Below are 24,451 nucleotides of genomic sequence, written 5' to 3'. Positions count from 1 at the left end.
AAGAGCTACGGTTATTATTTTAATGCTTCAGCTTGTCATAAGACCAATGACCACCATAAAACCAATAATTATAGAAACCGGCGAAAATGAAATTTATCTTGACAGTAATAACTGTATCATTTGGTTTAAATGTTTTTTCACAGAATATTGACATTCAAAAAATTGATAGTTTTGTCAGTCATATCGAAAACAATAACAGGGGAATAGGAAGTGTTTCAATTTTTAAAGACGGAAAAGAAGTTTACAGCAGAAGCTTTGGGCAATCAAATCTCACAGACATTGATTATAATACGGGTACAAAATATCAAATAGGCTCAATAACCAAAATAATTACAGCAACTTTGGTATTTAAGCTTATTGAAAGTAATAAGTTGCAATTAGAGGACAAATTATCGAAGTTTTATCCAAACATTCCAAACGCTGATAAAATCACCATCAAAAATATGCTGGAACATACCAGTGGTTTAGGTGATTATACGAAGAAAAATGATAGCATAACTTGGCTGGCAAAAAAAGTTACGGAAAAAGAAATTTTTGATGAAATCATTAAACAAGGGGTTTCATTTCAACCAAACGAAAAAGTTAGTTATTCTAATTCAGCTTATTTTCTACTTACAAAAATTGTTGAAATCCTTTTCAAAAAAGATTATTCAACAATTGTCGAAACAGAAATTGCACAACCTTTGGGGCTGAAAAATTTACAATCAATAACCTCTAAAACGAAAAACATTTTCCCATCTTATGGTTACAATGAAAAATGGGAAAAAATTACAGATTTTGAGTTTTCAAATATTATAGGAGTTGGTGATATAGCTTCAACTACAAAAGACCTGAACATATTTCTTTATCATTTATTTCACTATAAAATTTTGAAGAAACAAAGTATTAAGCAGATGAAACCTGACTATAGAAAGAAAGAAACTTTTGGAAGGGGGTTAATGCTTATGCCATTTTATGAGCATATTTCCTATGGACACGGAGGCTCTACTTATGGTACCCGGTCAATTGTTTCTTACAATGAAAAAGATAATTTAGGACTCAGTTTTTCTATTAATGGCGAACGTTTTCCTTACAACGACTTTGCAATTGGAATTTTGAGTATCATATACGACAAAGCTTATGAATTTCCTGTCTTTAAAACCTATGACTTGACTTCGGAAAACTTGGATAAATATTTAGGAGTTTATGCCTCTAAACAAATTTCTTTGAAAATTACAATCACAAAAGACAGAAACACTTTAATTGCCCAAGGTACAGGGCAGCCTTCATTTCCGCTTGAAGCAACGGACAAAGATAAATTTAAGTTTGACAAGGCAGGAGCAAAATTTGAGTTTAATCCGACTGAAAAAACAATGATATTATTTCAAGGAGGTAGACGAATTAAATTTACGAAAGAATAACCGTGCCTAATTAAGGTATTCTCCAAAGTGGGGACGAGTTGTATGTCTGAAACTTTTGTTTATCTTTGGAGAGTAGTGTTTTAGTTGAAGTTAGGTACCGAGAAATCCCCGTCTTCGGAAATTCCCATCCCGATATATGAAAGAAAGCCATTTACCGTCCAATCCTTACTATTCTATTTCGGCGACTTCCAAGTTGAATTTGCCCGATGAAGAATGGCGAAAAGTTTTAACGCCGGAACTTTATGCCGTGGCCCGGCAACAGCACACGGAACGTCCGTTTACGGGGAAATATAACTCGTTTGACGAAAAAGGCGAGTATTATTGTGCGGCGTGTGGCAACCATTTATTTACTAGTACTCAAAAATTTGCTTCGACTTGTGGGTGGCCTAGTTTTTTTGAGGCAGACTCCAACGGTGTGGCTTATCGCCGCGATTCTTCTCATGGCATGGAACGGGTGGAGGTGGTTTGTTCTCGATGCGATGCGCATTTGGGGCATGTTTTTGACGATGGGCCGAAGCCTACGGGGTTGCGCTATTGCATGAATTCGGTGAGTCTTAAATTCGAGCCGGAAGAGGCTAAATAAAACGTTAAAAGGGTTTTAAAATAAAGTTAAAATATTGATTGTTAAAGGTTTGTTTTAATTTAGCGTTTATCTTTGCATGTTCAATCTTTTAACTTAACAATACCTGAATGAAGAAAATCATAATGATTTTGGGGATGGTGGTTTTTGCGTCGGCTTTTTCTTCCCTCTCGAAAGAAAGTGCGGTTTTAGATCGGGCTCATGGTGTGGATCGAGATTCGGTGGTGGAAAAAACCGAGCGAGCCATTTCGGAAAGCGATTTTTATGACCAATTGAATTTTGATGGGAAAGAGCGGTTGTCGGAAGAGGTTTTTGCCAAAGCCTTCCAGGGGTTTAAAAATTTGAAAGAAGCGGGAGAAATCGATTCGGAAGCTAAACTCTTGACGGTTTGCGATTTTTCGCTTTCATCCAATCGGAAACGTTTGTGGGTTATCAATACCGTAACGGGAGAGGTGGTTTTTAATTCGTTGGTGGCGCATGGGAAAAATACGGGTGAAGAATACGCTGTTAATTTCTCTAATAAGGAAAATTCTTACCAAAGCAGTATTGGTTTTTATGTGACAGAGCAGCCTTATTTTGGAGAAAACGGTTATTCACTCCGGTTATCGGGAAAAGATGAGGGGTATAACGACCGTGCGATGCAGCGTGCGATTGTTTTGCATGGAGCCGACTATGTGAGCGAAGATTTTGCGGTCAAACATCGGCGCATCGGGCGGAGTTGGGGCTGTCCTGCCGTACCTCGGGCGTTGGCTGAGCCGATGATCGACGCTATTAAGGGAAAAAGTGTTTTGTTTATCTATTATCCCGACCGGCAGTATTTGGAAAATTCAGTTTGGCTGAAAGGATAGAATGGAAAAACTCGGAAAACCATTGGTTTTCCGAGTTTTTTTATGGGGTTTTTCTTTTTCGGATTTCTTTTTTGATGTTGGGGTATTTTAGTTCCATTTCCGAAGCGATGGAATCATCCAATGCAATGGCGCGGTCCAAGGCGGCGGCGGCTTTTTCTTTTTCGTTCAAATGGAAATGGCACGTGCTGAGTTGGTAATACAATTCGGCTCTCTGATGATGTTGCAGGGCTTGGCCGAGGCGTTCCACGGCTTGGCGGTATTCGCCGAGTAGGATAAGAACTTCGGTACAGGCGTACCAGTTGTAAAAACGGGAAGGTTCTTCTTTTACCAAATACGAAAGGCATTCCAGGCTTTCCTCAAAACGTTCGGCATCAATGTAGAGAAAGGCTAAACGTTTTTGATATTCCAAATTTTCTTCGTTAAGGTTGGTTGCTTCCTTTGCGAAATGCAAGGCTTCGGACATTTGTCCCATTTCTTCGTAAAGGTAGCTTTGTTCCATCATCGAGAGGTAAAACTGCGGGTCTTCCACCAAGGATTTTTGGAAGGCGGAAAGGGCTGGGACGGTTAATTTTAGTTCTTTGTAGCAAAGGCCTATTTTGTAGTAGGTGAAGGCCTTTGTGGTTTCCAGAGCCAGCATTTCTTCGTAGACTTCAATGGCTTTTTCCCATTGTTTTAAGGCTTCGTAGCAGGCGGCTTTGTTGGCGTAAACCCCTATGGAGTAAGAATTTATGGCTAGTAGATAATCGAATCCCCGAATGGCCTCCTCGTAATTTTTTCGGTTGAAGAAAAACTGGCCGTATTCGAACCAGGCGACTTCCGAAAAAGGATAGTCGTCCAAATAGCGGTTGAGAAAGGCGATGGCTTCGTCGGCTTTTTTCAGCTCGTTGAAACAAATCATGCAGTTTTCTAACGCGTAGTCGTCAAAAGGATCGCTCTTTAGAGCCATTTGGTAATGCTTCAAAGCATTGAACGGATCTCCAAGATTAACATATTCGTCTGCGATGAAGTTGTGAAGGAAGTTTTCTTCTTCACCCAAAGGCAGGGCCAGTTGGCAATACTCGATAGATTTTCGGGGATTGCCGAGGTTGGAATAGTATTTGGCGCAACAGACCAGGAAGTCGGTATTTTCAAGGGAAGAGTCCTTTAGGCTGTCGATAATGAGGCGGGCCTGTTGGTAGTCTTCGAGTTCCAATAGGACTTCCAGTTTTTTTATTTTAATTTCGGTGGACTCGGGGTGGAGTTTTAGTCCGAAATTAACGGCTATTTCCGCGTAGGAAATGTCACCGAGTTCCAAGTAATAAATGACGATGTCTTCGATCTCCTCGGAGTCGAAGTAGTATTCGTCATTGTTTTCTATCATTTCTTCGAACCTTTGAGCCAGTTCGTTTTCAAAAAAGTCGTCCAATTGTGTTTTGGGGTGTTTCTCCGATGCAGGAAGTAACTTGCAAGCCTCGGAAAAACAAATTAAGTTTTACATTTTTCGATTTTGCTTAAATCAAGCTTTTGATTTTGGCAATTATTTCGTCTCCCAGGCGGTCGGCTTCTTCTTGCGTGCGAGCTTCGGTATAAATTCGGATGATGGGCTCGGTATTGGATTTTCTGAGGTGCACCCAATTGTCCGGAAAATCTATTTTTACACCGTCTATGGTAGAGACTTCGTCGTTTGGATACGCTTTTTCCATTTGGGTTAAAAGGCCGTCGACATTAATTTCCGGTGTCAACTCTATTTTCTTCTTGCCCATGAAATAGGCCGGATAGCTTGCTCGAAGCTCGGAAACGGTTTGTCCTTCTTTGGCCAAATGAGTCAAAAACAAAGCAATACCTACCAGAGAGTCTCTTCCGTAATGGAGGTCGGGGTAGATGATGCCTCCGTTACCTTCACCACCGATTACGGCTTGTTTTTCTTTCATCAAAGTTACTACGTTCACTTCGCCTACCGCACTGGCAAAGTATTCGGCGTTGTGTTTTTGAGCCACATCTCTCAGGGCTCTACTGGACGAAAGATTAGATATCGCTGCTCCTTTTTTATGCTTTAGAAGGTAGTCGGCTACAGCGACTAAGGTGTATTCTTCTCCGAACATTTCGCCCTTTTCGTCGATGAGCGCCAAACGGTCGACATCGGGATCAACAACGATACCGAAATCGGCTTTTTCCTTTTTCACCAGCTCGCAAATATCGGTAAGGTGCTCCTTTAGCGGTTCGGGATTGTGGGGGAAATGGCCGTTAGGTTCGCAATAGAGCTTAACGACCTCACAGCCCAAAGCTTCGAGCATGGGCGGAATGGCCAATCCTCCCGTAGAGTTCACGGCATCGAGAACAACTTTGAATTTCTTTGCTCTGACCGCTTCGGCATCCACCATCGGCAAATCCAAAATCTTTTTGATATGGATGTCAAAAGCATCGTTTCTTTGGGTGTACGAGCCCAAATCGTCAATCATGGCGAACTCAAAATCTTCGGTTTCGGCTATTTTGAGCACTTCAGCCCCATTTTCCGCATTAATGAACTCTCCTTTTTCGTTGAGCAACTTCAGGGCGTTCCATTGTTTGGGGTTGTGGGAAGCGGTCAGGATGAGGCCTCCGTCGGCTTTCAATTCGGGAACCATTACCTCCACGGTTGGCGTTGTGGAAAGGCCTAAATCCACCACGTGAATTCCCAGCCCTTGAAGCGTGGCGGTAACCAGTGCATTGACCATGGCTCCGGAAATACGGGCGTCTCTTCCAATGACCAATGTGAGGTCTTTTCGATTCTTGTTTTTTTGCAACCAAGAGCCGAAGGCGGCAGTGAATTTGACCACATCGACAGGCGTGAGATTATTACCAACTTTGCCGCCAATGGTACCACGTATTCCCGAGATTGATTTTATAAGTGACATAAGTTTTATTTTTTATTGAATAACGTATGCAAATTTAAGCAAAAACAAGATGTGAAGAATAGAAAAATGAAGCCGCCTTAGGGGAAACCTTTCTTTGGGTTTCGGGCATCGTTTAAAAGGAGACAGACGCGGTATTGTACCGCCAAGGTCTTAACGGTAAGCGAAGATTAGGAGCACCCGCAGTTGTTTCCGCAATTTCCGTTTTTAGAGTCTTTTTTTGAGGAAAAACTCCGACGGAACTTAGTGAAAAGGATAAAGCAGGCGAAAATCACAAGACCGAAAACAACGATGGATTGAAAAAGCATAAGGCGATTTTTATTTTAAGAATTGATACACCAAAAAGGCAGCGAGATAAGCCAATGTCGACATTCCAACCAGTTGAATCAGAGTCCATTTTCGGCTTTTGGTTTCCCGATATACTACCGCAATAGTGGCAATGCATTGCATGGCAAAAGCATAGTAAATCAAAACGGAAATGCCTGTAGCTAGCGAAAAAACCGGAGTTCCGTCAGGCCTTTTGTCGTTTTTCATTTTATCGATAATCCGTCCTTCTTCGGAGTCGTCGTCTAGACTGTAAAGTGTGGCCATTGTAGCGACGAAAACCTCTCGGGCTGCAAAACTGGAAATAATAGAAACCCCCATTTTCCAGTCGTATCCCAAAGGTGCAACGACGGGTTCTATGCCCTTACCTAGCTGAGCAAGGTAGGAGTCGTTCAGATGGACGTTCGTGGCAATGATTTCGTCTTCGTTTTGTTTGGGGCCGGTATAGCTTAAAGCCCACAAGATGATGCTCACGGCTAAAATGATTTTTCCTGCTCCGAGGATGAAGTCCGCCACTTTTCCCAACACAAGTCTTAAGTCATAGCCGAAAAGCGGGGTCTTGTAAGGCGGCAAATCCATGATGAGGTAACTTTTGTTTTCTTTTTTGATGGTTCTTTTAAGGATAAGAGCCGAACCAAGTGCGGCCGCAAATCCCAGAAGATACATGCCTAAAAGCGCCAAAGCTCTGTAATCGATCCCGAGAAACTTATTGTCGGGAATAACCAAGGCAATGATAATGGTATAGACGGGGAGTCTTGCGGCACAAGTGATAAAAGGGGTGACCAGGATGGTAATAAGTCTTTCTTTAACGTTTTCGATGGTCCTGGTGGACATGATGGCGGGGATGGCGCAGGCAATGCCAGAAACCAAAGGGACAATGCTTTTTCCGTTGAGTCCGAACGGTTTGAGAAAACGATCCGTCAAGAAAATCACCCGTGCCATGTAGCCGGAGTCTTCCAAAAGGTAAAGGAAATAGAGAAGTAGACCTATCTGAGGAGCGAAGATGACAATACCTCCGAGTCCGGGAATGATGCCTTCGGAAATAAGACTGTTAAGGGGGCCTTCGGGGAGGCGGGTTTGGGCGGTCTCGGCCAGCCAAGCGAAGGCGGAGTCAATCCAATTCATGGGGTATTCGGCCATGAAGAACACCATTTGGAAAATTAACAGCAATACGGCCAAAAAAATAAAGTACCCCCAAACTTTGTGCACCAATAGTTTATCCAATCTTTCGGTAAGTAAAGCCTTGAATTGTGGCTTTCGTTGGATGATTTGAGATGTAAGAGCCTCAAGGTGTTGATAGCGGCGAATGGTTTCTTGCGTTTGCAAGCGTTTAGGAACGATGCATTTACTGCCGTGATCGCCAATGAGGTCTTTAATGCTTTGGATTTTTCCTCCGGCGTAATGATCGGAGGCCAGTAAAGTCCAAATTTTGTAAGGGTTGTTTTCTTTGGTTTGAGAAGCCAAACGCTCGATGGTTTCTTTCTGTTCGGTCGGAATGGCAAAAGAAAGGCTTTCGTTTTTTAGGAAGGCGTCTTCATCGATGGCTTTACGCAATTCTTCGATGCCGATTTTGGCTTTGGCATTGGTTGCAATCACCTTGGCTCCCAGTTGTTCGGAAAGTTTGGCGTAGTCTATGGACAACCCGCGCTCGTGAGCTTCGTCAATCTGGTTGACGATTAATAGAACGGGAAGTCCCAAATCCTGTATTTGTTGAAAAAGAAGCAATCCCCTCTTGAGATTCAGCGCATCCAAAACATAAAGAATGCCTTGATAAGTGTGGCTTTCTCCAATCAGGTATTTGGCGAAAATGGCTTCGTCTTCGGAGGCGGGGTAGATGCTGTACGATCCCGGGAGGTCGATGATTTCCACGGATTTTCCGTTATAGATGTAGTCGCCAGAATGGCTGGCTACGGTAACGCCGGCGTAGTTTCCGGTTTTTTGTTTCCGGTTGCATAGGGCATTAAAAAGGGTTGATTTCCCTACATTGGGGTTTCCAACGAGTAGTATTTTTTTGTCGTAATTGGTCTTTTGCATGGTCCTTTACGCCTTTTTTGTTTGGATTCGTTTACGGAGCCGGCTCAACGAGGATGAAGCGGGCTTCCTCTTGCCTTAGGGCAATACGGGTTTTTTCGGTGCTGTATTCGATGTATAATGGGCCTCCGAAAGGCGCTTGATACAAAATCTTGAAAACGGTATCAGGAAGCAGCCCCATTTCGATGATTTTATTGGGCATTTTCAGGTCTTCGTTGTCATAGTCCAAGATCCTCCCTTTTTGGTTGAGAGGAAAGCAGCACATGGTTTTGGAATAGTTTCGCTTCAAAAGATTGATTTTTTGAGAGGACAAAGATACGTTATTTAAAATTAATCTAAATTAAAAAATCCCGATTTAAAACGAGTTGGAAATAAGCCGCCGGGCGACCTTGGTCGCCCGGCGGCTGTTAACAATTATTTTAGTTGGTATGGATTTATTTTTTGTTTTTATCCGTTTTTCGGATTTCAATGGTATTGTCGTTTTCGTTGAGGTGCTTTTTCATTTGTTCTTCTTGTTCTTTCATCATTTTTGAGATGGAAGTGCCGTCCGGCATTTTGGCCTCAGCGGGAATTTGCGAAATTTGGTGACGGATGCTTCCGAAAGGGTCTTTTTTGTAAGCCTCGTACATTTGTTCAAATTTTTCCTTTGAAACTTTGATTTCGTTACGGCTTTGCCCGAATTGTTTCATCAGTTTTTCGGAGTAGGATTCTTCTTCGTGGTTATCTACTTTTTTATTGCCCTTTAGCGTCCATTGGTAATCTCCCGTTTCGTCTTCCAACTGAACGATTAGTCCGGGAAGGCCGAAAAACTTGTAAGGGCCGTCCTGAAAAGGCAATTCGTTGGAGAACCAAGCCGTATAGTTTCGTCCTGCGAAGGAAGAAGTGGCTTTTTGGGCGTTGTATTCGCCTATTTTTTTCTTTTCGGGAAAGATTTTCCAGTCGAAAAGGAGTTTTTCGTCGTAGGAAACTTTATCCTGAAGGATGTGGTCGGTGTACCTAATTTCCATGGAAGGATAGGTTTTAATCACTTTATAGCTGAAGTTGGGCTTTTTTATGGACTTGGATAAATCTTTAAAAGCGCCTGTTTTCATCATTTTTTCCACCTCGGCTTTCAGCAGGGAGTCTTGGGAAATCATCAGTTCATCCCGATAGATGGATTTTTCGGGAAGAATGTCCAAAATGGTCATAGCTTGACGGATAGAGTCCGATTGTGTCGAAGGTTTGTATTTTAACTCGTAAAAAAAACGGTTGGCGGTGGATTGAGCCTGTCCCAAAGTGAACGCCATCAGGCAGATGAAAGACCAAAATAGTTTCATGATAATAACAATTTTACCGAATAAGTTGTTGTAAAAGGCGATTTGTTACAGATCGTTTTTAAAAAAGATGGTAAATCGTTATTTTTTTCTTGTGGGGTTTTTGGTTAAGTTTGTGCCGAAAAACAAACTATGAATTTCGAAGATTTTATGGTTCCTCCGCAGCGCAAGCGGTATGAGCATTGGCAGTTAGGCCAGATGGTGAGAGGTGGGATTCCGGAAGGCGGTATTGTCTTGATTTGGTTGTCCGATCAACGGGGGGCAGGCGGTACGGCGGAGATTAAACCTATGGCGGCGGTGCGTAGACTTTTTTATGAGCTGTCCAAGGCCGATTTTGAGGTGCCTATGGGGGATCTTGGCGATTTGATTTCCGGGAAAACGCTGGAGGATACGCATTACGTATTGCAGGAGGTTCTTTTGGCTTGCCACCAGAGGGGCGCTATCCCGGTGGTGATTGGGGGCGGAAGCGATTTTGGGTATTCTTTATTTTCGGCGCTTAATCAGGACGTAAAGGATCTGACGTATACAAACCTTGCCGGACGCTTTTTTTTGGAACAGGAAGAAACGTTTCCCCTTAATGAAAAAAACTACCTCTATAGGCTTTTCTGTTCGAAGGATTTTTCCATTAAAAACTTTCATTTGTTGGGCTGTCAGAAGCATCTTAACGATGAAGAAAGCCTGAATTTGGTGAAGCAGGTGGCTTTCGATGTGGTTCGTTTGGCCGACATGATGCATTCAACGGAAAAAACGGAACCTTATTTCCGGCAGGCCGATTTGGTGACGGTGGATTGCAATGCCGTGGAGAGTTTTTCGTCTCCGTTTTCGTTGGAGCCTCAGGTTAACGGTTTGAACCGTAGGGAAATATGCGCTTACATGAAGGAGGTGGGGATGAGCGAAAGGCTGAAATCCGTGGGGATTTTTAATTTTAATTTTGAAACCGAAGAGGTTTTGAATCGCCAGTTGTTGGCTCAGATGCTTTGGTATTTGGTGGAAGGGATTAATATTCGCAGAAGTCATCCGAAAGAAAAAGAATACGAGACGTTTTGGGTTATGATAGGAGAGGATTCTTACGCGTTCAGAAGAGAAATTTTCACTAATCTTTGGTATTTCGGAGAAAGGGAGTGTCCTGACGACTGGCTTGCGTGCTCTTACGAGGATTACCAAAACGCCAAGCGGGGTATTTTGGGGCGGCGTCTTTTAAAGTTTTTAGAAGAGTAGAGTTTTATGAAAAAAGTTTCGGTGATTGTTCCGGTTTACAATGTAGAGCGTTATCTGGCGAAATGTTTGGATAGTTTGGTGGCGCAGACGTTGGACGATGTGGAAATTCTCGTGGTTAATGACGGGAGCACGGATGGTTCTCGGGCGTTGATGCAACATTATGCGAACCGTTATCCCGATAAAATAAGGATTTTTGATAAGGAAAATGGAGGGTTAAGCGATGCCCGGAACTACGGTTTGGATCGTGCCGAGGGCGAATGGATCGGTTTTGTGGATAGCGATGATTACGTGACGGAGACGATGTTTGAAGAAATGTACGCTTTGGCTCAGAAACACCGGGCGGATGTCGTGTGGTGTAACCTTCAAAAAGTGAACGAACGGGGAGAGGTAGCACAAAAATTGACTCAGGTTCCTCACTTGCCTGAGAAAATTCTACTGAAAGAACACCCTTCGGTTTTGGCGGATTTGAGTTATTTTGCCTGCAATAAATTGTTTAAACGTTCGCTTTTTGAAGGCAAAAGATTTAGAAAGGGGATGCATTTCGAGGACATTCAGCTCATTCCTCAACTTTTTCTTCAGAGCGAGGTGGTGGCGCAGACTCAGGCGTACCATTACCAATATTTGGAGCGTTCGGATTCCATTACCAAGACCCATAACAGAAGAGGGTTGGACATTTTGCGGGCGGTGGCTGATGTCGAAAAAACATTCGCTGCTTCGCCCTATGCCGGAGAAAAGGAAGCCTTGAAGGGGTTTCAGATTTTAGAGGGGTATTATTCTTTTTCGGCTTATTTGGCCTTTGTTAAAGAGGAACAAATGTTCAACGAAATGGATGCTGCGCTAAAGGGGTTTTTAAAAGAACGGCGTATTTCGGTGAGCGAAATTCTGCGTTATAAAAGGTTTGATCAAAATTATATCTTATCTTTGCCTATTAGAAAAAAGATTTACTACCTGCTTCATCTTTTCGGGCTGTTGAAATGGGCTCGGAAACTGATTTGATTCCGTGCGAAAAAACTTTCGGAAGGGAACGTTTGGTGTAAAAACGGTAAGAGGACTGTCTTTTTTCAAACATTAAAGCTGTTTTAATTTAATAAGTTCAGAATGAATTTTATAGACGGTATCATCTTGAAGACGGGGATCTCGTTGTTTTATTACAAACTGGTCTTGGGATTTGGCTTGTCGTTTTTTTTGACTTATTACTCGATTCCTCTCATTATCAAAATATCGAAACGCAAAAACCTGATGGACGAACCGGGAATAAGGAGCTCCCATCATCGTAAAATTCCCAATTTGGGAGGGATTGCGATTTTCTTTTCTCTTGGGGTGTGCGCGCCGGTTTATGCCTACGAACTCTTTGATGCGTATAAGTTTTTGTTTGCTTCGCTCATTATTTTGTTTTACGTCGGTGTAATGGATGATATTATGGTGATGCGGGCTTACAAAAAACTTTTAGCCCAGATCTTGGTTTCTCTGCTTATCGTTATTGGGTCGGATGTCAGGATACGGAGTTTGTTTGGTGTGTTGGGGATTTATGAAATGAATTATTACTTCAGTGTTTTGTTTTCGGTGGTCACGTTTGTGATTTTAATTAATGCGTTTAACCTGATTGACGGTATCGACGGGCTTGCGGGGACTTATTCGGTTTTGGCGGGCCTTTTTTTCGGAATCAGTTATTTTCGCCTTGGGAGTTACAACTATCCTTTGGTGATTTTATCGGCGCTGGTCATTGGGAGTGTTTTGGCTTTTCTTTATTATAATCTTTCTCCCATCCGTTCCATGAAGATTTTTATGGGGGATACGGGGTCTATGATTTTGGGGTTCCTGCTTGCGTTTACGGCGGTTTGTTTTATGGATATTTTTATCGATAAAGGGCCGTTGGGGCCTCATTATCATCTTCGTAGTGCACCGGTAGTGGCTGTGGCCATTCTGGTTTTGCCTATTGTGGATACGATGAATGTGATTATCATCCGACTGTTGAAGAAACAATCGCCTTTTGAAGCGGATCAAAATCATATTCATCATAAGGTTTTGCGTTTGGGGCTTTCTCACAGGGGAGCGACGTTTAGCATTGTTGCTTATTATGTGGGCATAGTCGGGATTGCTTACCTTTGCCGTCATCTTAATCCAAATCTTTTGTTGGCTTTGGTGTTGGCTTTGGGGTTTGCGGGGGCGTATCTTCCGGATCTGATTTTAAGGATGAGAAATAATAAATAAAAAACACTATTTTTGCGGAGTTTTGTTAATGATGAAAAAAGCTTATCCATTTTTTTTACTTTTTCTTATGCTTTCTTTGTCGAGTTGCATCTCGACCAGTGAGGTTCGTTACATGCAGCCCAGTGAGAGTTTGGTTATCAATGAGGAAGGGTTGGTTCCGTATGGAAATCAGGATTATAGAGTAACGAAAAACGATATTTTCAGCTTAAATATTGTTACTACCCCCAAGGGGGATGCGGCTCAATTTTATTCCAATCTCAATGCTTCCGGCGAAGGCGGACAAAGTTCGGGTGCGGCGGGTGCTGTAGGTGGCGGCGGTGTTATTGGCGGCGGTGGAGCCGGCAGTATGGCTTATGGTAATGCTCGGTTTTATTTTGATGGTATAAAAGTGGATGCCCATGGGGATATTTATGTCTTTGGTATTGGTTATATCAAGGCGGAAGGCCGTACAATAGAGGATATTCAAAAGGAAATTCAAACCAGCGTCAACGAAAATTTTTTGGAAGGAAAATCGGAAGTTCGGCTTAATTTGGATGGGATAAACTATTATATTTTGGGGGATATTGAAACGACCCAACTTACCGGAGCTAAAAAATCTTATACTCAGACCCTGAATATTATGGAGGCTATTGCCCAAAACGGGGGACTGAACCGAACCGTTGACCGTAAGAACGTTATGCTTCAACGGCGGTATCCTGAGGGCATAAAAACCGTTAGGTTGGATTTGACCAGAGAGGATGTCATGAATTCGCCTTATTATTGGTTGCAGAACGGCGATATTATTTACCTTAATACCCGTCCTAAAAGCTTCCATGGGTTTGGAAGAGATCCTTTGCAAACGGTGACTACGGGGGTGTCTCTTTTGACGACGGCGATGTCTATCTATCTTTTGTTATCCAGATTATAAATTAAATGATACCTAATAAAACGACCAGTGCCGGTGTTCCGGAAAAGCAGAATTCTAAAGAGAAATTGGGGAGTTTTTCTTTGTTTGACGTTGAACATTTTTTACGTCGGCTGCTGAGGAATTGGTACTGGTTCGTTTTCATGGGGACCTTAGGGTATGCTATCGGCTATGTGTATAGCCGGTATTATGCGCAAAGGATTTATTCTTCTTCCATTTCGCTTAGTATTTCCAATAATACGGCCAGTTACTTTACGCCTAACCAGTCCATTAATTTTATTTGGGGGCAACGTTCTAATTACGATGGGATTTTTCTCAAAAAGATGATTCTTTCCCGCTCGCATAACGAGTATTTGGTTAAAGAGTTGGATTTGTTTACCAGCTATACCACTAAAGGGGTAATTAAACAGACGTATCTGGATAAGTTTGATTCTCCGGTCTTTCTTGAAATTGATCGGGCGTATCCCCAACAAGTAAATTATCCGATTACGCTTGTTCCTAAGGGAGGGGATCGTTACGAGGTTGTTCTTCCGGAGGAGGGGCATTCCACTCATGTTTACAGCTACAGGACGGAATCATTCAGTCAGGTGGCTCCTTTTGAGCGCCCCGAAAATAAAATCATTTCCTTGGGGCAATGGTATACGGCTCCTAATTTGCGTTTCCGATTGGTTCCCAATCCGGAAAAACCGGCTTTGAAACTTGAAAACATCATTGTTACGCTAAATACGGTTAATGGAGCGGTCAACAGCATCATCAGGGATGTGAGCGTTAGTTTTGATACCGAATTGCCATCCATTATGGTGATTACCAAGCAAGGGTATAATTTGAATGGCACGGTTAAATTTCTCAATACGACCATCGAAGAACTCATAAAAAAAAGGCTGAAGGATCAGAATGTGGTGGATCGAAATACGGCGGATTATTTGACTCAGAACATAGTGGATATCCGTAAAAAATTAGATTCTGCGGGAGGGAAGCTCAACGAGTTTAAAGTGTCTGAAAATCTTTTTGGTATCGAAGACAAAGATACCGAAACGGTGAAATCCATTCAGGAATTGGAGAAGAAAAAAGCCGAGCTTTTGGTCAGTATCAACAGCCTTAGTGCGGCTAAAAATTCTTTGGCGGCCTCGAATTTCGATCGGGTGATTAATTTGAATGCGGCAGGGATTGAGGATGGCGAGTTTAGGGCTTCGGTTACGGACCTCAAGGCTCTTTACGAAAAAAGGAGGGAAATGGCGACCATTTATACGCCTAACTCTGAGCCTATGAGGGAGATTAATCGGTTGATTAATGAGGCTAGAGGAGCATCCGATGGGTATATCGGAGAGCAATATGCGCGCATGAGAGAACAGCTCGCTCAAATTGATGGGGCCATTAGGAAGTTGGAAGAAGGTTTAATAAATCTTCCCGAGCAACAGCGCCGGTATTTAGACATTGAACGCGGGTATAAGATTATTGAAAGCACTTACGATGTGCTACTTACCAAGCAGGCGGAGGCTCAAATGAGAGTGGCGACGAACCGTTCGGATCTTACGATTATCGACCCGGCTAAAAATGTGGGTCAGGGGCCAATTGCGCCGGATACCAAGAGGGTTCAATCCTTGATTATCGGAGGGCTTTTGTTTGTGCCTTTGTTTTTGATTGCCTTAGGTGAAGTTTTGGATACCAAGATACGGAATATCAAAGAGCTTGTCAGTGCAACTAAAATTCCTCTTTTAGGGGTGGTGGGACAGAATCAGCATGAAAATAACCTTACCGTCTTGGAGCTGCCAAAGTCTTCTGTCGCGGAATCTTTTCGGGGCATTCGAGCCAATTTGCGGTTTTTGTATAAGGAGGATGGGGCAAGCAAGGTGTTGTTGGTTACCTCTTCCGTTGGAGGAGAAGGTAAGACGTATACGTCGATCAATATTGCTTCGGTATTGGGACTCAGTGGCAAGCGGACAATTTTGTTGGGAATGGATTTGCGGAAACCTAAAATTTTTGGTGATTTTAAAATAAACAACAAATACGGAATTTCCAATTATTTGACGGGAGAGGTCGAGATGGAACAGATTGTTAACCGGACGAAGATTCCTTCATTGGATGTGGCCACGTCCGGTCCTATACCGCCAAATCCTTCGGAGCTTCTTATGAGTGAGCGCAATGCAGATTTTATAAAAGAACTGAGAAAGCGGTATGATTATATCGTTATTGATTCTCCTCCGGTAGGTTTAGTGGCAGACTCTTTCGAATTGATGAAAATGGCGGATGCGAGTGTGTACGTGGTGCGTCATGAATATACCGAAAAATATATGCTGAAAATGATTACGGAGAAATACCATAATCATGAGGTGGAGAATTTGGGTATGGTGTATAACGATTATCAATCGAAACAGGGTTATGGTTATGGCTATGGTTATGGCTACGGCTATTTTGACGAGGACAAAAATTACGAAGAACCTCTATTGATTAGGATTCGTAATCGGATGAACCAGTGGTTTGGCCGTCGGTCTTAGTCTGCTTTTTTATTTTCAATAGGCTAAGGGAGATAAGGTTTAGACTAAAAAAACTTAATTGACGCTATTAATAGGGTTTTAAGTTTTTTTAATTTTATTTAACTAATCCTCGAAATACCACTAAGAATAAAATGTTTTATATTTGCACCAATTTCGCTCAGCGAGCCTCATTACTTTTGCCGATGTCGTTAAAATCTGTTTTTCTTTTATCGTTTACCTTTGTTTTTTCTTGGATTGGAGCGCAGCGCCATGAGCTTGGCGCACGATTGGGGATGAGTCATTTGGTTGGGGATGTCGGTCGGACGAATTATGTGCTTCAGAAGCCGTTTGGAACACAGTTCAGCAAATATGGTTTTCCTTTTTATGGAGGACTGACTTACCGTTATAATTTTAATCCTTATCAAAGCATAAGATTCGACTTGGGAACCAGCTATGTTCAGTTTGACGATCAATATGCCCAGGAAGATTACAGACGTAACAGGAGACTTTTTGGGAATAAGTCGGGAGAGGAAGCGAAAGTTCTTTTCGAATATAACTTTTTTCCGATTAATGAGGAACAAAAAGGGATGTTAAGCCCTTATGTTTTTGGAGGTTTTGGCGGACTGCGGTATTATGTGCCTCAGATTACGTTTGTTAATGATTTTCAACGTGATGCCAACGGGGTGATATTGCCTCCTGATGCTCAAGGGGTTTATGCTTTTACTACAACGGCAGAAGAAACGCTTACTAAACGGTTTGTGATGGCGGTTCCTTTTGGGGCAGGGCTTAAGTATAAGATGGCTTACAACTGGGTGGTTTCTTTAGAGATGATGTTTCAGCCTACTTTTTCGGATAATTTGGATTACAGTACCGTTGAGCATAAAGATGTCCGTTTTACCTATAATCGGGAGCTTACACAACCGGGCTCTACGAAGTCTTTGTTACAGCAAGAGCCTTATATGGAGACGGCTAGAAATCGGGCGAATGCCTATTTGGAAACGCGCCGGGTCGGGAATTTAAAGTCCATGGATTGGATTAATAATGTGACGTTGGGGGTTTCGTATTCTTTCGGGCGGCCGCCTTGCTATTGCAACTAAATTTATGAAGACATATAAAGACGAAATAAGTAAAGATAAGTTGCCCCAACATGTGGCCATCATTATGGATGGTAACGGCCGTTGGGCTAAGTCGCGTGGGGAGGAGCGGACTTTTGGTCATCGCAATGCGATTGATGCGGTTAGAAATGCGATTAATGCGTGCAATGAAGTCGGAATTCCTTACCTTACGCTCTATACGTTTTCATCCGAGAATTGGAATCGTCCTGAGCAGGAGGTTAGTAGTTTGATGTCACTTTTGTCTGAAACCTTGCTTTTAGAGGCGGAAGAGATTTTCACCAAAGGTTTAAGGCTTCATGTGATTGGGGAGGTGGAACGGTTGCCTTCGATGGTTCGGGATCAGCTGATGAATGTGGTCGAACTCACTCGTAACAATACCAAGGGGAATCTTGTTTTGGCACTAAGTTATGGTTCTCAGAAGGAGATTTTGCATGCGGTGAAGCAGATTAGTCGAAAAGTGAAATCAGGGGAAATAGGGGAGGACGATATCGACGAGGCTTTGTTTGAAAATCATCTTTATACCAAGGATTTTCCTTTGGTGGACTTGGTGATTAGAACCAGTGGAGAGGTTCGGATTAGTAATTTTTTACTTTGGCAAATTGCTTATGCGGAGTTGCAGTTTTTGGATGTTTTGTGGCCGGATTTCGATAAGGAAACTTTTTTCAAATGCATTGTGGATTATCAGAACAAAGAGCGTCGCTATGGTCAAATCAGCGAGCAACTCAACTAAATTTTTAGAAACGACAGATACTTATAAAAGAATATGAGATTAAGATTCATACCCGTCATTATGTTTGCGGCTTCCAGCTATTTTTATGGTCAGGTTACTCTTCCGCAGACGACTTCTCAGGAGGAATCGGCTTTGGTGCAAAACCAACCGGGGACGTATGTCCTGAAGGATATTGTTATCGATGGGGTTAAGCGGTTTTCGTCGGCGCAGATTTTGCGTTTTACGGGGCTGAGCAAAAACGAAAAAGTTGAGATTCCTGGTCAGAAGATCAGCAGTGCGATTAAGAAACTTTGGGATACGGATAATTTTTCGGCGGTTGAAGTTTATGTGGAAAGTGTTGAGGGGGAGACGGTTGTTCTTCGTTTTCGATTGGAGGACTTGAAAGAGTTGGGAGAGGTTAGTTTCACGGGCAAGGGGATGAATAAATCCAAACAAGAGAAACTGGTTAAGGATCACGGTTTGAAGCCTGGGACGAAGATTACCAATGACATGGTTTCCTCTTTGAAAACTAAAATTCCTCAGGAGTACATCAACAAGGGGTTTGCCGATGCCAAAATAAGCATTCAGGATAAACCCAATGAGAAGGAAGCGAATATGATGGACTGGACGATTCATCTTGACCGGGGGCGGAAAGTGAAAATCGATAAAATTACTTTTGAAGGCAACGAAAGTGTATCTTCCAGTAAGCTTCGGAAAAAAGGATTTAAAGACACCAAACAACGTCGTTTCAGCATTGGAGGGATTCTTAAGCCGTCCAAATTCATCAAAGATAAATACGAGGCGGATAAGGTTAATCTCATTAAATACTATCAGTCTTTGGGGTTTCGGGATGCTTCCATTGTATCGGATTCGGTTTGGCGTAATGAGAGAAACCACTATCAGATTGATGTTAAGCTGAATGAAGGGAAGAAATATTATATTGGGGATATTACTTTTTTGGGTAATACGACTTATAGCACGGAAGTTTTACAGAAACTACTTGGGTATAAGACCGGGGATATTTACGATGCGGTAGGGTTTAACAAGAAAGTTGGTGAAGACGGAGGTTCGGAAGACGATACGGATATCCGTTCGCTTTACCTTAATAACGGATTTTTGTTTTCGCAGGTGACGCCGGTAGAAAAATCGGTTGTAGGGGATTCGATTAACCTTGAAATCCGTATTGTCGAAGGCGAAAAAGCTTCTTGGAACCGCGTGACGTGGGCGGGTAATACGACGACGCATGACCATGTGGTGCTTCGTTCGTTTTACACGAGACCGGGCGACTTGTTCAAGAAAAGCGAAATTAAACGGACTTATTTTACCTTAGCGGGGCTGCCTTATTTTGACCCTCAACAGCTGGGGCAGGAAGTAAAGCCTAATCCTCAGGATAATACGGTGGATATCCACTGGACTTTGGTGGAGAAAGGCTCTTCTCAGGTGCAGTTGCAGGCGGGGTATGGCGGACGCTCTTTTATCGGGACGCTTGGGCTTACGTTCAATAACTTTTCGATTAGGAATTTTCTGAAATTTAAAGACTTTAAACCGGTGCCTCAAGGGGATGGGCAGACGCTTTCCATTCAGGCGCAGGCTGGGCAGTTCTTCCAAAACTATGGGATTAATTTTGTTGAACCTTGGTTGTTTGGTAAGAGTCCGACGGCGCTTTCGGTAGGAACCAATTATTCTAAAGTTAACTATACGGATATTTACGGGGCTTCGCAAAAGTTGGATATTCTTTCGGTTAATGCGGGGCTTAATATGCGACTTTCTTGGCCGGACAACTGGTTTTCCCTTTATACGGGGGTGCAGTTTCAAAGTTATAATTTCCAGAATTACCCTTTTCAATTCGGAAATACGACGGAATATAACGGAAATGCAAAGAACTTTTCATTTAACGTAGGATTAAGCCGTAACTCGGCGGGATTTGATCCTGTTTTTCCGACAACGGGCTCCAATATAGAGGCTTCGGTGAAGTTTACGCCGCCTTACTCGCTTTTCAGCAATAAGGATTATTCTTCGATGACTCCGATGAAAAAATACGAGTGGATGGAGTTTTACAAGGTGAAACTCAAAGCGGACGTGTACAATACGGTGGTCGGAAAACTGGTGCTTAGAAGTACGGCGGAGATGGGCTTTATGAACGGGTATAACAAGAGTTTGGGAGCGCCACCGTTTGAGCGTTTCTATGTTGGTGGGGTAGGGTTGTTCAATGGCCGTTTTGATGGCCGGGAGCTCATTCCACTTCGGGGGTACGAGAATGCTTCGACTACGGGATATACGACGGGAACGCCTTACGACGTGACGCCTTATGGTGGGGCGACGATTTACAATCGTTTTGCGGCGGAGTTGCGTTATCCGATTTCGCTTAACCAGACGGCTAAAATTTTTGCGCTTGGCTTTGTGGAGGGCGGTAATGCATGGAATACATGGGGAAGTTATAATCCGTTCCAGCTGAAGCGTTCGGCCGGGATAGGGATTCGGGTTTCTATGGCGGCTTTTGGGCTTATCGGCTTTGATTTTGCTTATGGTTTTGACCGGACCTTGGGATCGTCGGATCCGTCGGGTTGGAAAACGCACTTCTTGATGAATCAATCGTTGTAATAGCTAAGGTTATGGATGCACTGATGCGAAAAAGAATTTTGGGATTATTTTTGGGACTTTTTTGTACGGCTTTGGTTTCGGCTCAGAAAATCGGAGTGGTTGATACCAATTATATATTGGGAAAGTTGCCTCAGTATAAGGAGGCGGAGAGCCGGCTTGCCTCGCAAGTAAAATCTTGGGAACAGGAGGTGCAGCGGCTTCAGGGGGAATACGAGTCAAAGAAGGCGGCTTTTGAGAACGAGCGGGTTTTATTGGTGGGCGAGCCATTGAAGCAACGGGAGAAAGAAGTAAAAGATTTGGAGAAAAAGGTAAAGGATTTGGTAGAAGCCAAGTTTGGGACAGACGGGGAGATTGTCAAAGCCAGGGCATCGCTTACCCAGCCTTTTCAGGATCAGATATGGAAGGCCATCAAGACGGTGTCGGACAAAAACAGTCTAGGCATAGTTATTGATAAGAGTAATAATGTCAGTGTAATTTTTTTGGATAACCGATACGATTATACGGATAAAGTGTTAGATTTGCTGCTGAAGAATCAGAAGTGATTTTTTCAGACCGGGAATCGGGAATAAAAAACAATAAAAACAACCAATAAATTATTTAACTTTCTTATTATGAAAAAACTGAGTGTATTGTTTGCGGCCGTAATGATGATGATGTCTGTAGGTATCGCAAAAGCGCAAAAAGTAGCGTCTTTGGATGTGGCGTCGGTTCTTAACCTTATGCCGGAGAAGAAAAAAGCGGACGAACAGCTTACGGCTTTGTCTAATGCCAAAAGAGCGGAAATCGAAAAACAGATGCAGTCTGCCCAGGCTTTGTTGAAAAAATATACGGATGAGGCTCCGAAGCAAACCCAGGCGGTTAACGAGCAGCGTAATGCGGAGTTGCAAAAATTGCAGCAGAACATCGACCAAATGTCTCAAGCGGCTCAAAAGGATTTAGCAGAGAAGACCGATGCGGCTTATGCTCCGATTGAGAAAAAATTTAACGAGGCGGTTGAAAAAGCGGCTAAGGCTAACGGATGGGATTTTATCATCGACTCCAATAATCCGGCGTTGATTTACAAGGCTGGTCCGGATGCGACTTCTGCGGTTCGTAAAGAATTGGGAATTTAATAAGTCGTTTCAAATAACTGAAAAAAAACCGTCTCTGTTGGGGCGGTTTTTTTATTTTTGTCGAATGGAAAAAGAAATATGGACAACGACGAAGGTGCGTTTTAGCGATTGCGATCCGATTGGGCATCTTAATAATGTTAAGTATTTGGAGTATATGCTCAATGCGCGGGAGGATCATGTGGAGCAGTTTTACGGGTTTACCTACGAGGAGTATATGCGGAAGACGGGATGCACTTGGATTGCGGTTCAGAATGAGATTGCTTATTTGCGCGAGGTTCGCTATAATTCTACGGTAGCGATTTCAAGTAAAACCATTGAGTTGAATGATCGTACGGCTAAGGTAGAGATACTGATGACCAGCGAAGACCGTCAAACGGTGCATGCGGTATTATGGATTACGGTGGTTTATTTTAATGTAAAAACCAGAAAGGCGGAGCTTCATCCGGAAGACACGATGGCATTGTACCGAAAATTTTTGGTGGATCTTCCTCAGAAGGACTTTCAGAGTCGTTCGATGGTTCTTCGCAAACAGAATAAGGGCTGAAATAATCTAAACCTCAATAAAATTTAACGGATATGAATAAAATATTGGTTGTCGGAGGAAACGGTCAGTTAGGGCATTGCCTTAGAAAGTTGGCGGAAGACTGTCGCTTTGGCGATTATGCGTTTGACTTTACGGATTCCGATACGTTGGATATTACGGATGCTTCTGCGGTGGAGGATTATTTTGCGCAGAGTCGTCCGAATTATTGCATCAATGCTTCGGCTTATACGGCGGTGGATTTGGCCGAGACGGAGGTGGATAAGGCTTATGCGGTCAATGCTGAGGGGGTTGGGTGTTTAGCGGAGGCTTGTCGTCGTTTTGGGGCGGTGCTTGTTCATGTATCGACGGACTATGTTTTTGATGGGGATACGTCGATTTCTTATAGTGAAGACGATCGGACGAATCCGCTTGGGGTTTACGGAGCCTCAAAACTCAAGGGAGAACAATTGGCAATGGAATTGAATCCGAAGACGATTATTCTTAGAACCTCGTGGCTTTATTCGGAGTTTAATAAAAACTTTGTGAAGACGATGTTGTCGCTTTTTGAAACGCGGGAAGAGCTCAATGTTGTGGCGGATCAATACGGGCAACCGACCAATGCGAATGATTTGGCCGAAGTGATTATGAAAGTGATTGCTTCGCCGTCTAAGTCGTATGGTGTTTTTCATTTTTCCAATTATTCGGAGACGACTTGGTATGAGTTTGCCTCGAAGATTGCGGCTTTGTCGGGGTCGTCCATCAAGTTGAATCCTATTACGACGGATCAGTATCCTACGCCGGCGAAGCGTCCTGCGCGAAGTACGATGGCTTTGGACAAAATTGAAAAACTTTATGGGGTGGAACCAAAGCATTGGGAACACAGTTTGGAAGAGTGCATCGAAATTCTTCGGTCTGAAAAGAAATAATATAAAAAAGTGCCTGAATTCTTAGGAGTGGGCACTTTTATTTTTTAATATTAATTGACGTTATGAAAAAAATACTATTTTTAGTAGGACTTTTTTGGGGGGCTTTTTGGTTTTCCCAGTCTGTTACGCTGAGTAGAGCGGTAAAAATCCATGAGAATAACGATCGGCTTTTCCATTATCTTCCTACGGTTGGAGAGGGGGCGGAGTATTTGGGGGATGTTGAGGTACAGGGGGCTTCTACGGATGATGCGGCGATTTTTGGTTTGGTTTATCAAAAGGCTAAAAGCATTGGGGCTAATGCCTTTTCGGTAAAACGCAATGAAGCGATTGACGGAGGCTGGGTTGATTTTAATCCCCAACATTACGTTCTTTCGCTGTATTATGTCGCGGAGATTCCGACGGAAGATAATATGGTGTACCTTTTTGCTTCCTCCAAGAAGCAGAAGGTTAGGATTAACGAGAAGGAGGTTTTGTTGGCTCCGCGCACTTATTTGGGGTTCCGGCTTGATTCGGCTTCCACTACGGCGGTGTCTTCGGGGCGTTTTTTAGGGAGTAAGATTGTTTTGGGGTATAAGGAAGGTCAGCCTTCGCGGTACTTTCAAGTGCAAGGAGGCGGTTTGAGGTCGGATCGTACGGGCGGATCGGGCGGTTTATTAATTAAATCGGGCGATTTAATTCTGCTGGAGCGTTCTTATGGTGGATTCTTACGGGCGATTTATGCCGAAAAGGCGTGGGATTAGCAGGATACTTATATTCTATCTGGCTTTAATTATTTTATAGATATATTATAGAGTATAAAAACTAAGGTTAAAATATGTTGTTTGAAAAAAAATCTTTTTGTAAATCAGTTAGTTGGGTTTTATGGGGTTAAAAAAAAAGGTTTAGGGTATTGTAAGGAAAGAAAAAAGTTGTATTTTTGCAGTCCCAAATGAGGGGAGCAGGAGATACGGATTGATAAAGTTGGAGTTTTAGAAAAAAACAAAAAAATATTTTGTCAATTTAAAAATACTTTTTATTTTTGCAGTCCGTGTTTGAGTGATCGACACGGGAAGCGCAGAAGGGTAGGTTGATAGGATTGATTTTGAGATTAAGCTTACGAAAAAAAAGTTTAAATTTTTTCAAAAAATATTTTGTCAGTTCAAAAATAAGTATTACTTTTGCACTCGCAAATCGGAAATAACGAAAGTTATTAAAGATTAAAGCGAAAAGAGAAGAGATCATTGAAATAAGATATAACAACCAAGTAAGGAAAAGACCAAAGCGAAGTCAAAGACTTTGAGTGAGTTCGGACA

The 24,451-nt window shown here is 42.7% G+C and carries 21 protein-coding genes; 16 read left to right on the top strand and 5 right to left on the bottom strand.

Going from position 1 to position 24,451, the window contains the following annotated elements; genetic code table 11:
- Positions 1 to 86 precede the first annotated feature (86 nt).
- The 3 genes from VQ048_RS10165 to VQ048_RS10155 all read left to right on the top strand — a co-directional run bounded on the left by VQ048_RS10165 (position 87) and on the right by VQ048_RS10155 (position 2,828).
- Positions 87 to 1,400 carry a serine hydrolase domain-containing protein gene (locus VQ048_RS10165; protein WP_327611582.1) on the top strand — a complete coding sequence of 438 codons (1,314 nt, stop codon included), beginning with the start codon at positions 87 to 89 and terminating at the stop codon, positions 1,398 to 1,400.
- A 136-nt stretch (positions 1,401 to 1,536) separates the two neighbouring features.
- The gene (gene msrB / locus VQ048_RS10160; protein ID WP_327611581.1) at positions 1,537 to 1,983 is read left to right on the top strand and encodes a peptide-methionine (R)-S-oxide reductase MsrB; all 447 of its coding nucleotides are present in this window, start codon (positions 1,537 to 1,539) and stop codon (positions 1,981 to 1,983) included.
- A 107-nt stretch (positions 1,984 to 2,090) separates the two neighbouring features.
- Complete coding sequence (locus VQ048_RS10155; RefSeq protein WP_327611580.1) at positions 2,091 to 2,828, top strand: murein L,D-transpeptidase catalytic domain family protein; 738 nt, start codon at positions 2,091 to 2,093, stop codon at positions 2,826 to 2,828.
- 40 nt (positions 2,829 to 2,868) lie between these two features.
- On the opposite strand, the gene VQ048_RS10150 is transcribed toward VQ048_RS10155, so the two are convergent.
- The 5 genes from VQ048_RS10150 to VQ048_RS10130 all read right to left on the bottom strand — a co-directional run bounded on the left by VQ048_RS10150 (position 2,869) and on the right by VQ048_RS10130 (position 9,369).
- Positions 2,869 to 4,233 carry a tetratricopeptide repeat protein gene (locus tag VQ048_RS10150; protein WP_327611579.1) on the bottom strand — a complete coding sequence of 455 codons (1,365 nt, stop codon included), beginning with the start codon at positions 4,231 to 4,233 and terminating at the stop codon, positions 2,869 to 2,871.
- 85 nt (positions 4,234 to 4,318) lie between these two features.
- A complete protein-coding gene (gene glmM / locus VQ048_RS10145; protein WP_327611578.1) occupies positions 4,319 to 5,701 on the bottom strand; it encodes a phosphoglucosamine mutase in 1,383 nt (460 codons plus the stop codon).
- Positions 5,702 to 6,016: 315 nt separating this feature from the next.
- On the bottom strand, positions 6,017 to 8,056 hold the full coding sequence (feoB, locus tag VQ048_RS10140; RefSeq protein ID WP_327611577.1) for a ferrous iron transport protein B: 2,040 nt from the start codon (positions 8,054 to 8,056) through the stop codon (positions 6,017 to 6,019).
- Between the two features lie 31 nt (positions 8,057 to 8,087).
- Entirely contained in the window at positions 8,088 to 8,318 is a 231-nt protein-coding gene (locus VQ048_RS10135) for a FeoA family protein (protein WP_327611597.1), read from the bottom strand.
- A gap of 169 nt (positions 8,319 to 8,487) precedes the next feature.
- On the bottom strand, positions 8,488 to 9,369 hold the full coding sequence (locus tag VQ048_RS10130) for a GLPGLI family protein (RefSeq protein WP_327611576.1): 882 nt from the start codon (positions 9,367 to 9,369) through the stop codon (positions 8,488 to 8,490).
- Positions 9,370 to 9,498: 129 nt separating this feature from the next.
- Here VQ048_RS10130 and VQ048_RS10125 point away from each other — a divergent pair, with 129 nt between their 5' ends.
- The 13 genes from VQ048_RS10125 to VQ048_RS10065 all read left to right on the top strand — a co-directional run bounded on the left by VQ048_RS10125 (position 9,499) and on the right by VQ048_RS10065 (position 23,899).
- Positions 9,499 to 10,584: an arginase family protein gene (locus VQ048_RS10125; RefSeq protein ID WP_327611575.1), complete on the top strand. Its 1,086-nt coding sequence runs from the start codon at positions 9,499 to 9,501 to the stop codon at positions 10,582 to 10,584.
- A gap of 6 nt (positions 10,585 to 10,590) precedes the next feature.
- Positions 10,591 to 11,580 (top strand): glycosyltransferase family 2 protein, encoded by a 990-nt coding sequence (locus VQ048_RS10120; RefSeq protein WP_327611574.1) that lies wholly within the window; start codon positions 10,591 to 10,593, stop codon positions 11,578 to 11,580.
- Positions 11,581 to 11,682: 102 nt separating this feature from the next.
- Positions 11,683 to 12,795, top strand: a complete 1,113-nt coding sequence (locus VQ048_RS10115) for a glycosyltransferase family 4 protein (protein WP_327611573.1) — start codon at positions 11,683 to 11,685, stop codon at positions 12,793 to 12,795.
- 67 nt (positions 12,796 to 12,862) lie between these two features.
- Positions 12,863 to 13,702 (top strand): polysaccharide biosynthesis/export family protein, encoded by an 840-nt coding sequence (locus VQ048_RS10110; protein WP_327611572.1) that lies wholly within the window; start codon positions 12,863 to 12,865, stop codon positions 13,700 to 13,702.
- Between the two features lie 5 nt (positions 13,703 to 13,707).
- Positions 13,708 to 16,194, top strand: coding sequence for an exopolysaccharide transport family protein (locus VQ048_RS10105; protein WP_327611571.1), 2,487 nt, complete (start codon positions 13,708 to 13,710; stop codon positions 16,192 to 16,194).
- Between the two features lie 182 nt (positions 16,195 to 16,376).
- Positions 16,377 to 17,270, top strand: a complete 894-nt coding sequence (locus tag VQ048_RS10100; RefSeq protein WP_327611570.1) for a DUF6089 family protein — start codon at positions 16,377 to 16,379, stop codon at positions 17,268 to 17,270.
- Positions 17,271 to 17,274: 4 nt separating this feature from the next.
- Complete coding sequence (uppS, locus tag VQ048_RS10095; RefSeq protein WP_327611569.1) at positions 17,275 to 18,018, top strand: undecaprenyl pyrophosphate synthase; 744 nt, start codon at positions 17,275 to 17,277, stop codon at positions 18,016 to 18,018.
- A 33-nt stretch (positions 18,019 to 18,051) separates the two neighbouring features.
- Positions 18,052 to 20,598, top strand: coding sequence for a BamA/OMP85 family outer membrane protein (locus VQ048_RS10090; RefSeq protein ID WP_327611568.1), 2,547 nt, complete (start codon positions 18,052 to 18,054; stop codon positions 20,596 to 20,598).
- 11 nt (positions 20,599 to 20,609) lie between these two features.
- Positions 20,610 to 21,140 (top strand): OmpH/Skp family outer membrane protein, encoded by a 531-nt coding sequence (locus tag VQ048_RS10085; RefSeq protein WP_327611567.1) that lies wholly within the window; start codon positions 20,610 to 20,612, stop codon positions 21,138 to 21,140.
- A 69-nt stretch (positions 21,141 to 21,209) separates the two neighbouring features.
- Positions 21,210 to 21,710, top strand: coding sequence for an OmpH/Skp family outer membrane protein (locus VQ048_RS10080; protein ID WP_327611566.1), 501 nt, complete (start codon positions 21,210 to 21,212; stop codon positions 21,708 to 21,710).
- Positions 21,711 to 21,774: 64 nt separating this feature from the next.
- A complete protein-coding gene (locus VQ048_RS10075; protein WP_327611565.1) occupies positions 21,775 to 22,254 on the top strand; it encodes an acyl-CoA thioesterase in 480 nt (159 codons plus the stop codon).
- A 32-nt stretch (positions 22,255 to 22,286) separates the two neighbouring features.
- Positions 22,287 to 23,159, top strand: coding sequence for a dTDP-4-dehydrorhamnose reductase (gene rfbD, locus VQ048_RS10070; protein WP_327611564.1), 873 nt, complete (start codon positions 22,287 to 22,289; stop codon positions 23,157 to 23,159).
- 62 nt (positions 23,160 to 23,221) lie between these two features.
- A complete protein-coding gene (locus VQ048_RS10065; RefSeq protein ID WP_327611563.1) occupies positions 23,222 to 23,899 on the top strand; it encodes a hypothetical protein in 678 nt (225 codons plus the stop codon).
- Positions 23,900 to 24,451: the final 552 nt, after the last annotated feature.

The organism is Bergeyella anatis, from assembly GCF_036016955.1.
In the GTDB taxonomy this organism is placed as follows: Bacteria; Bacteroidota; Bacteroidia; order Flavobacteriales; family Weeksellaceae; genus JAYWXI01.
The sequence above is the reverse complement of the archived record's forward strand: the minus strand, read 5'-3'. Positions and strand labels throughout refer to the sequence as shown.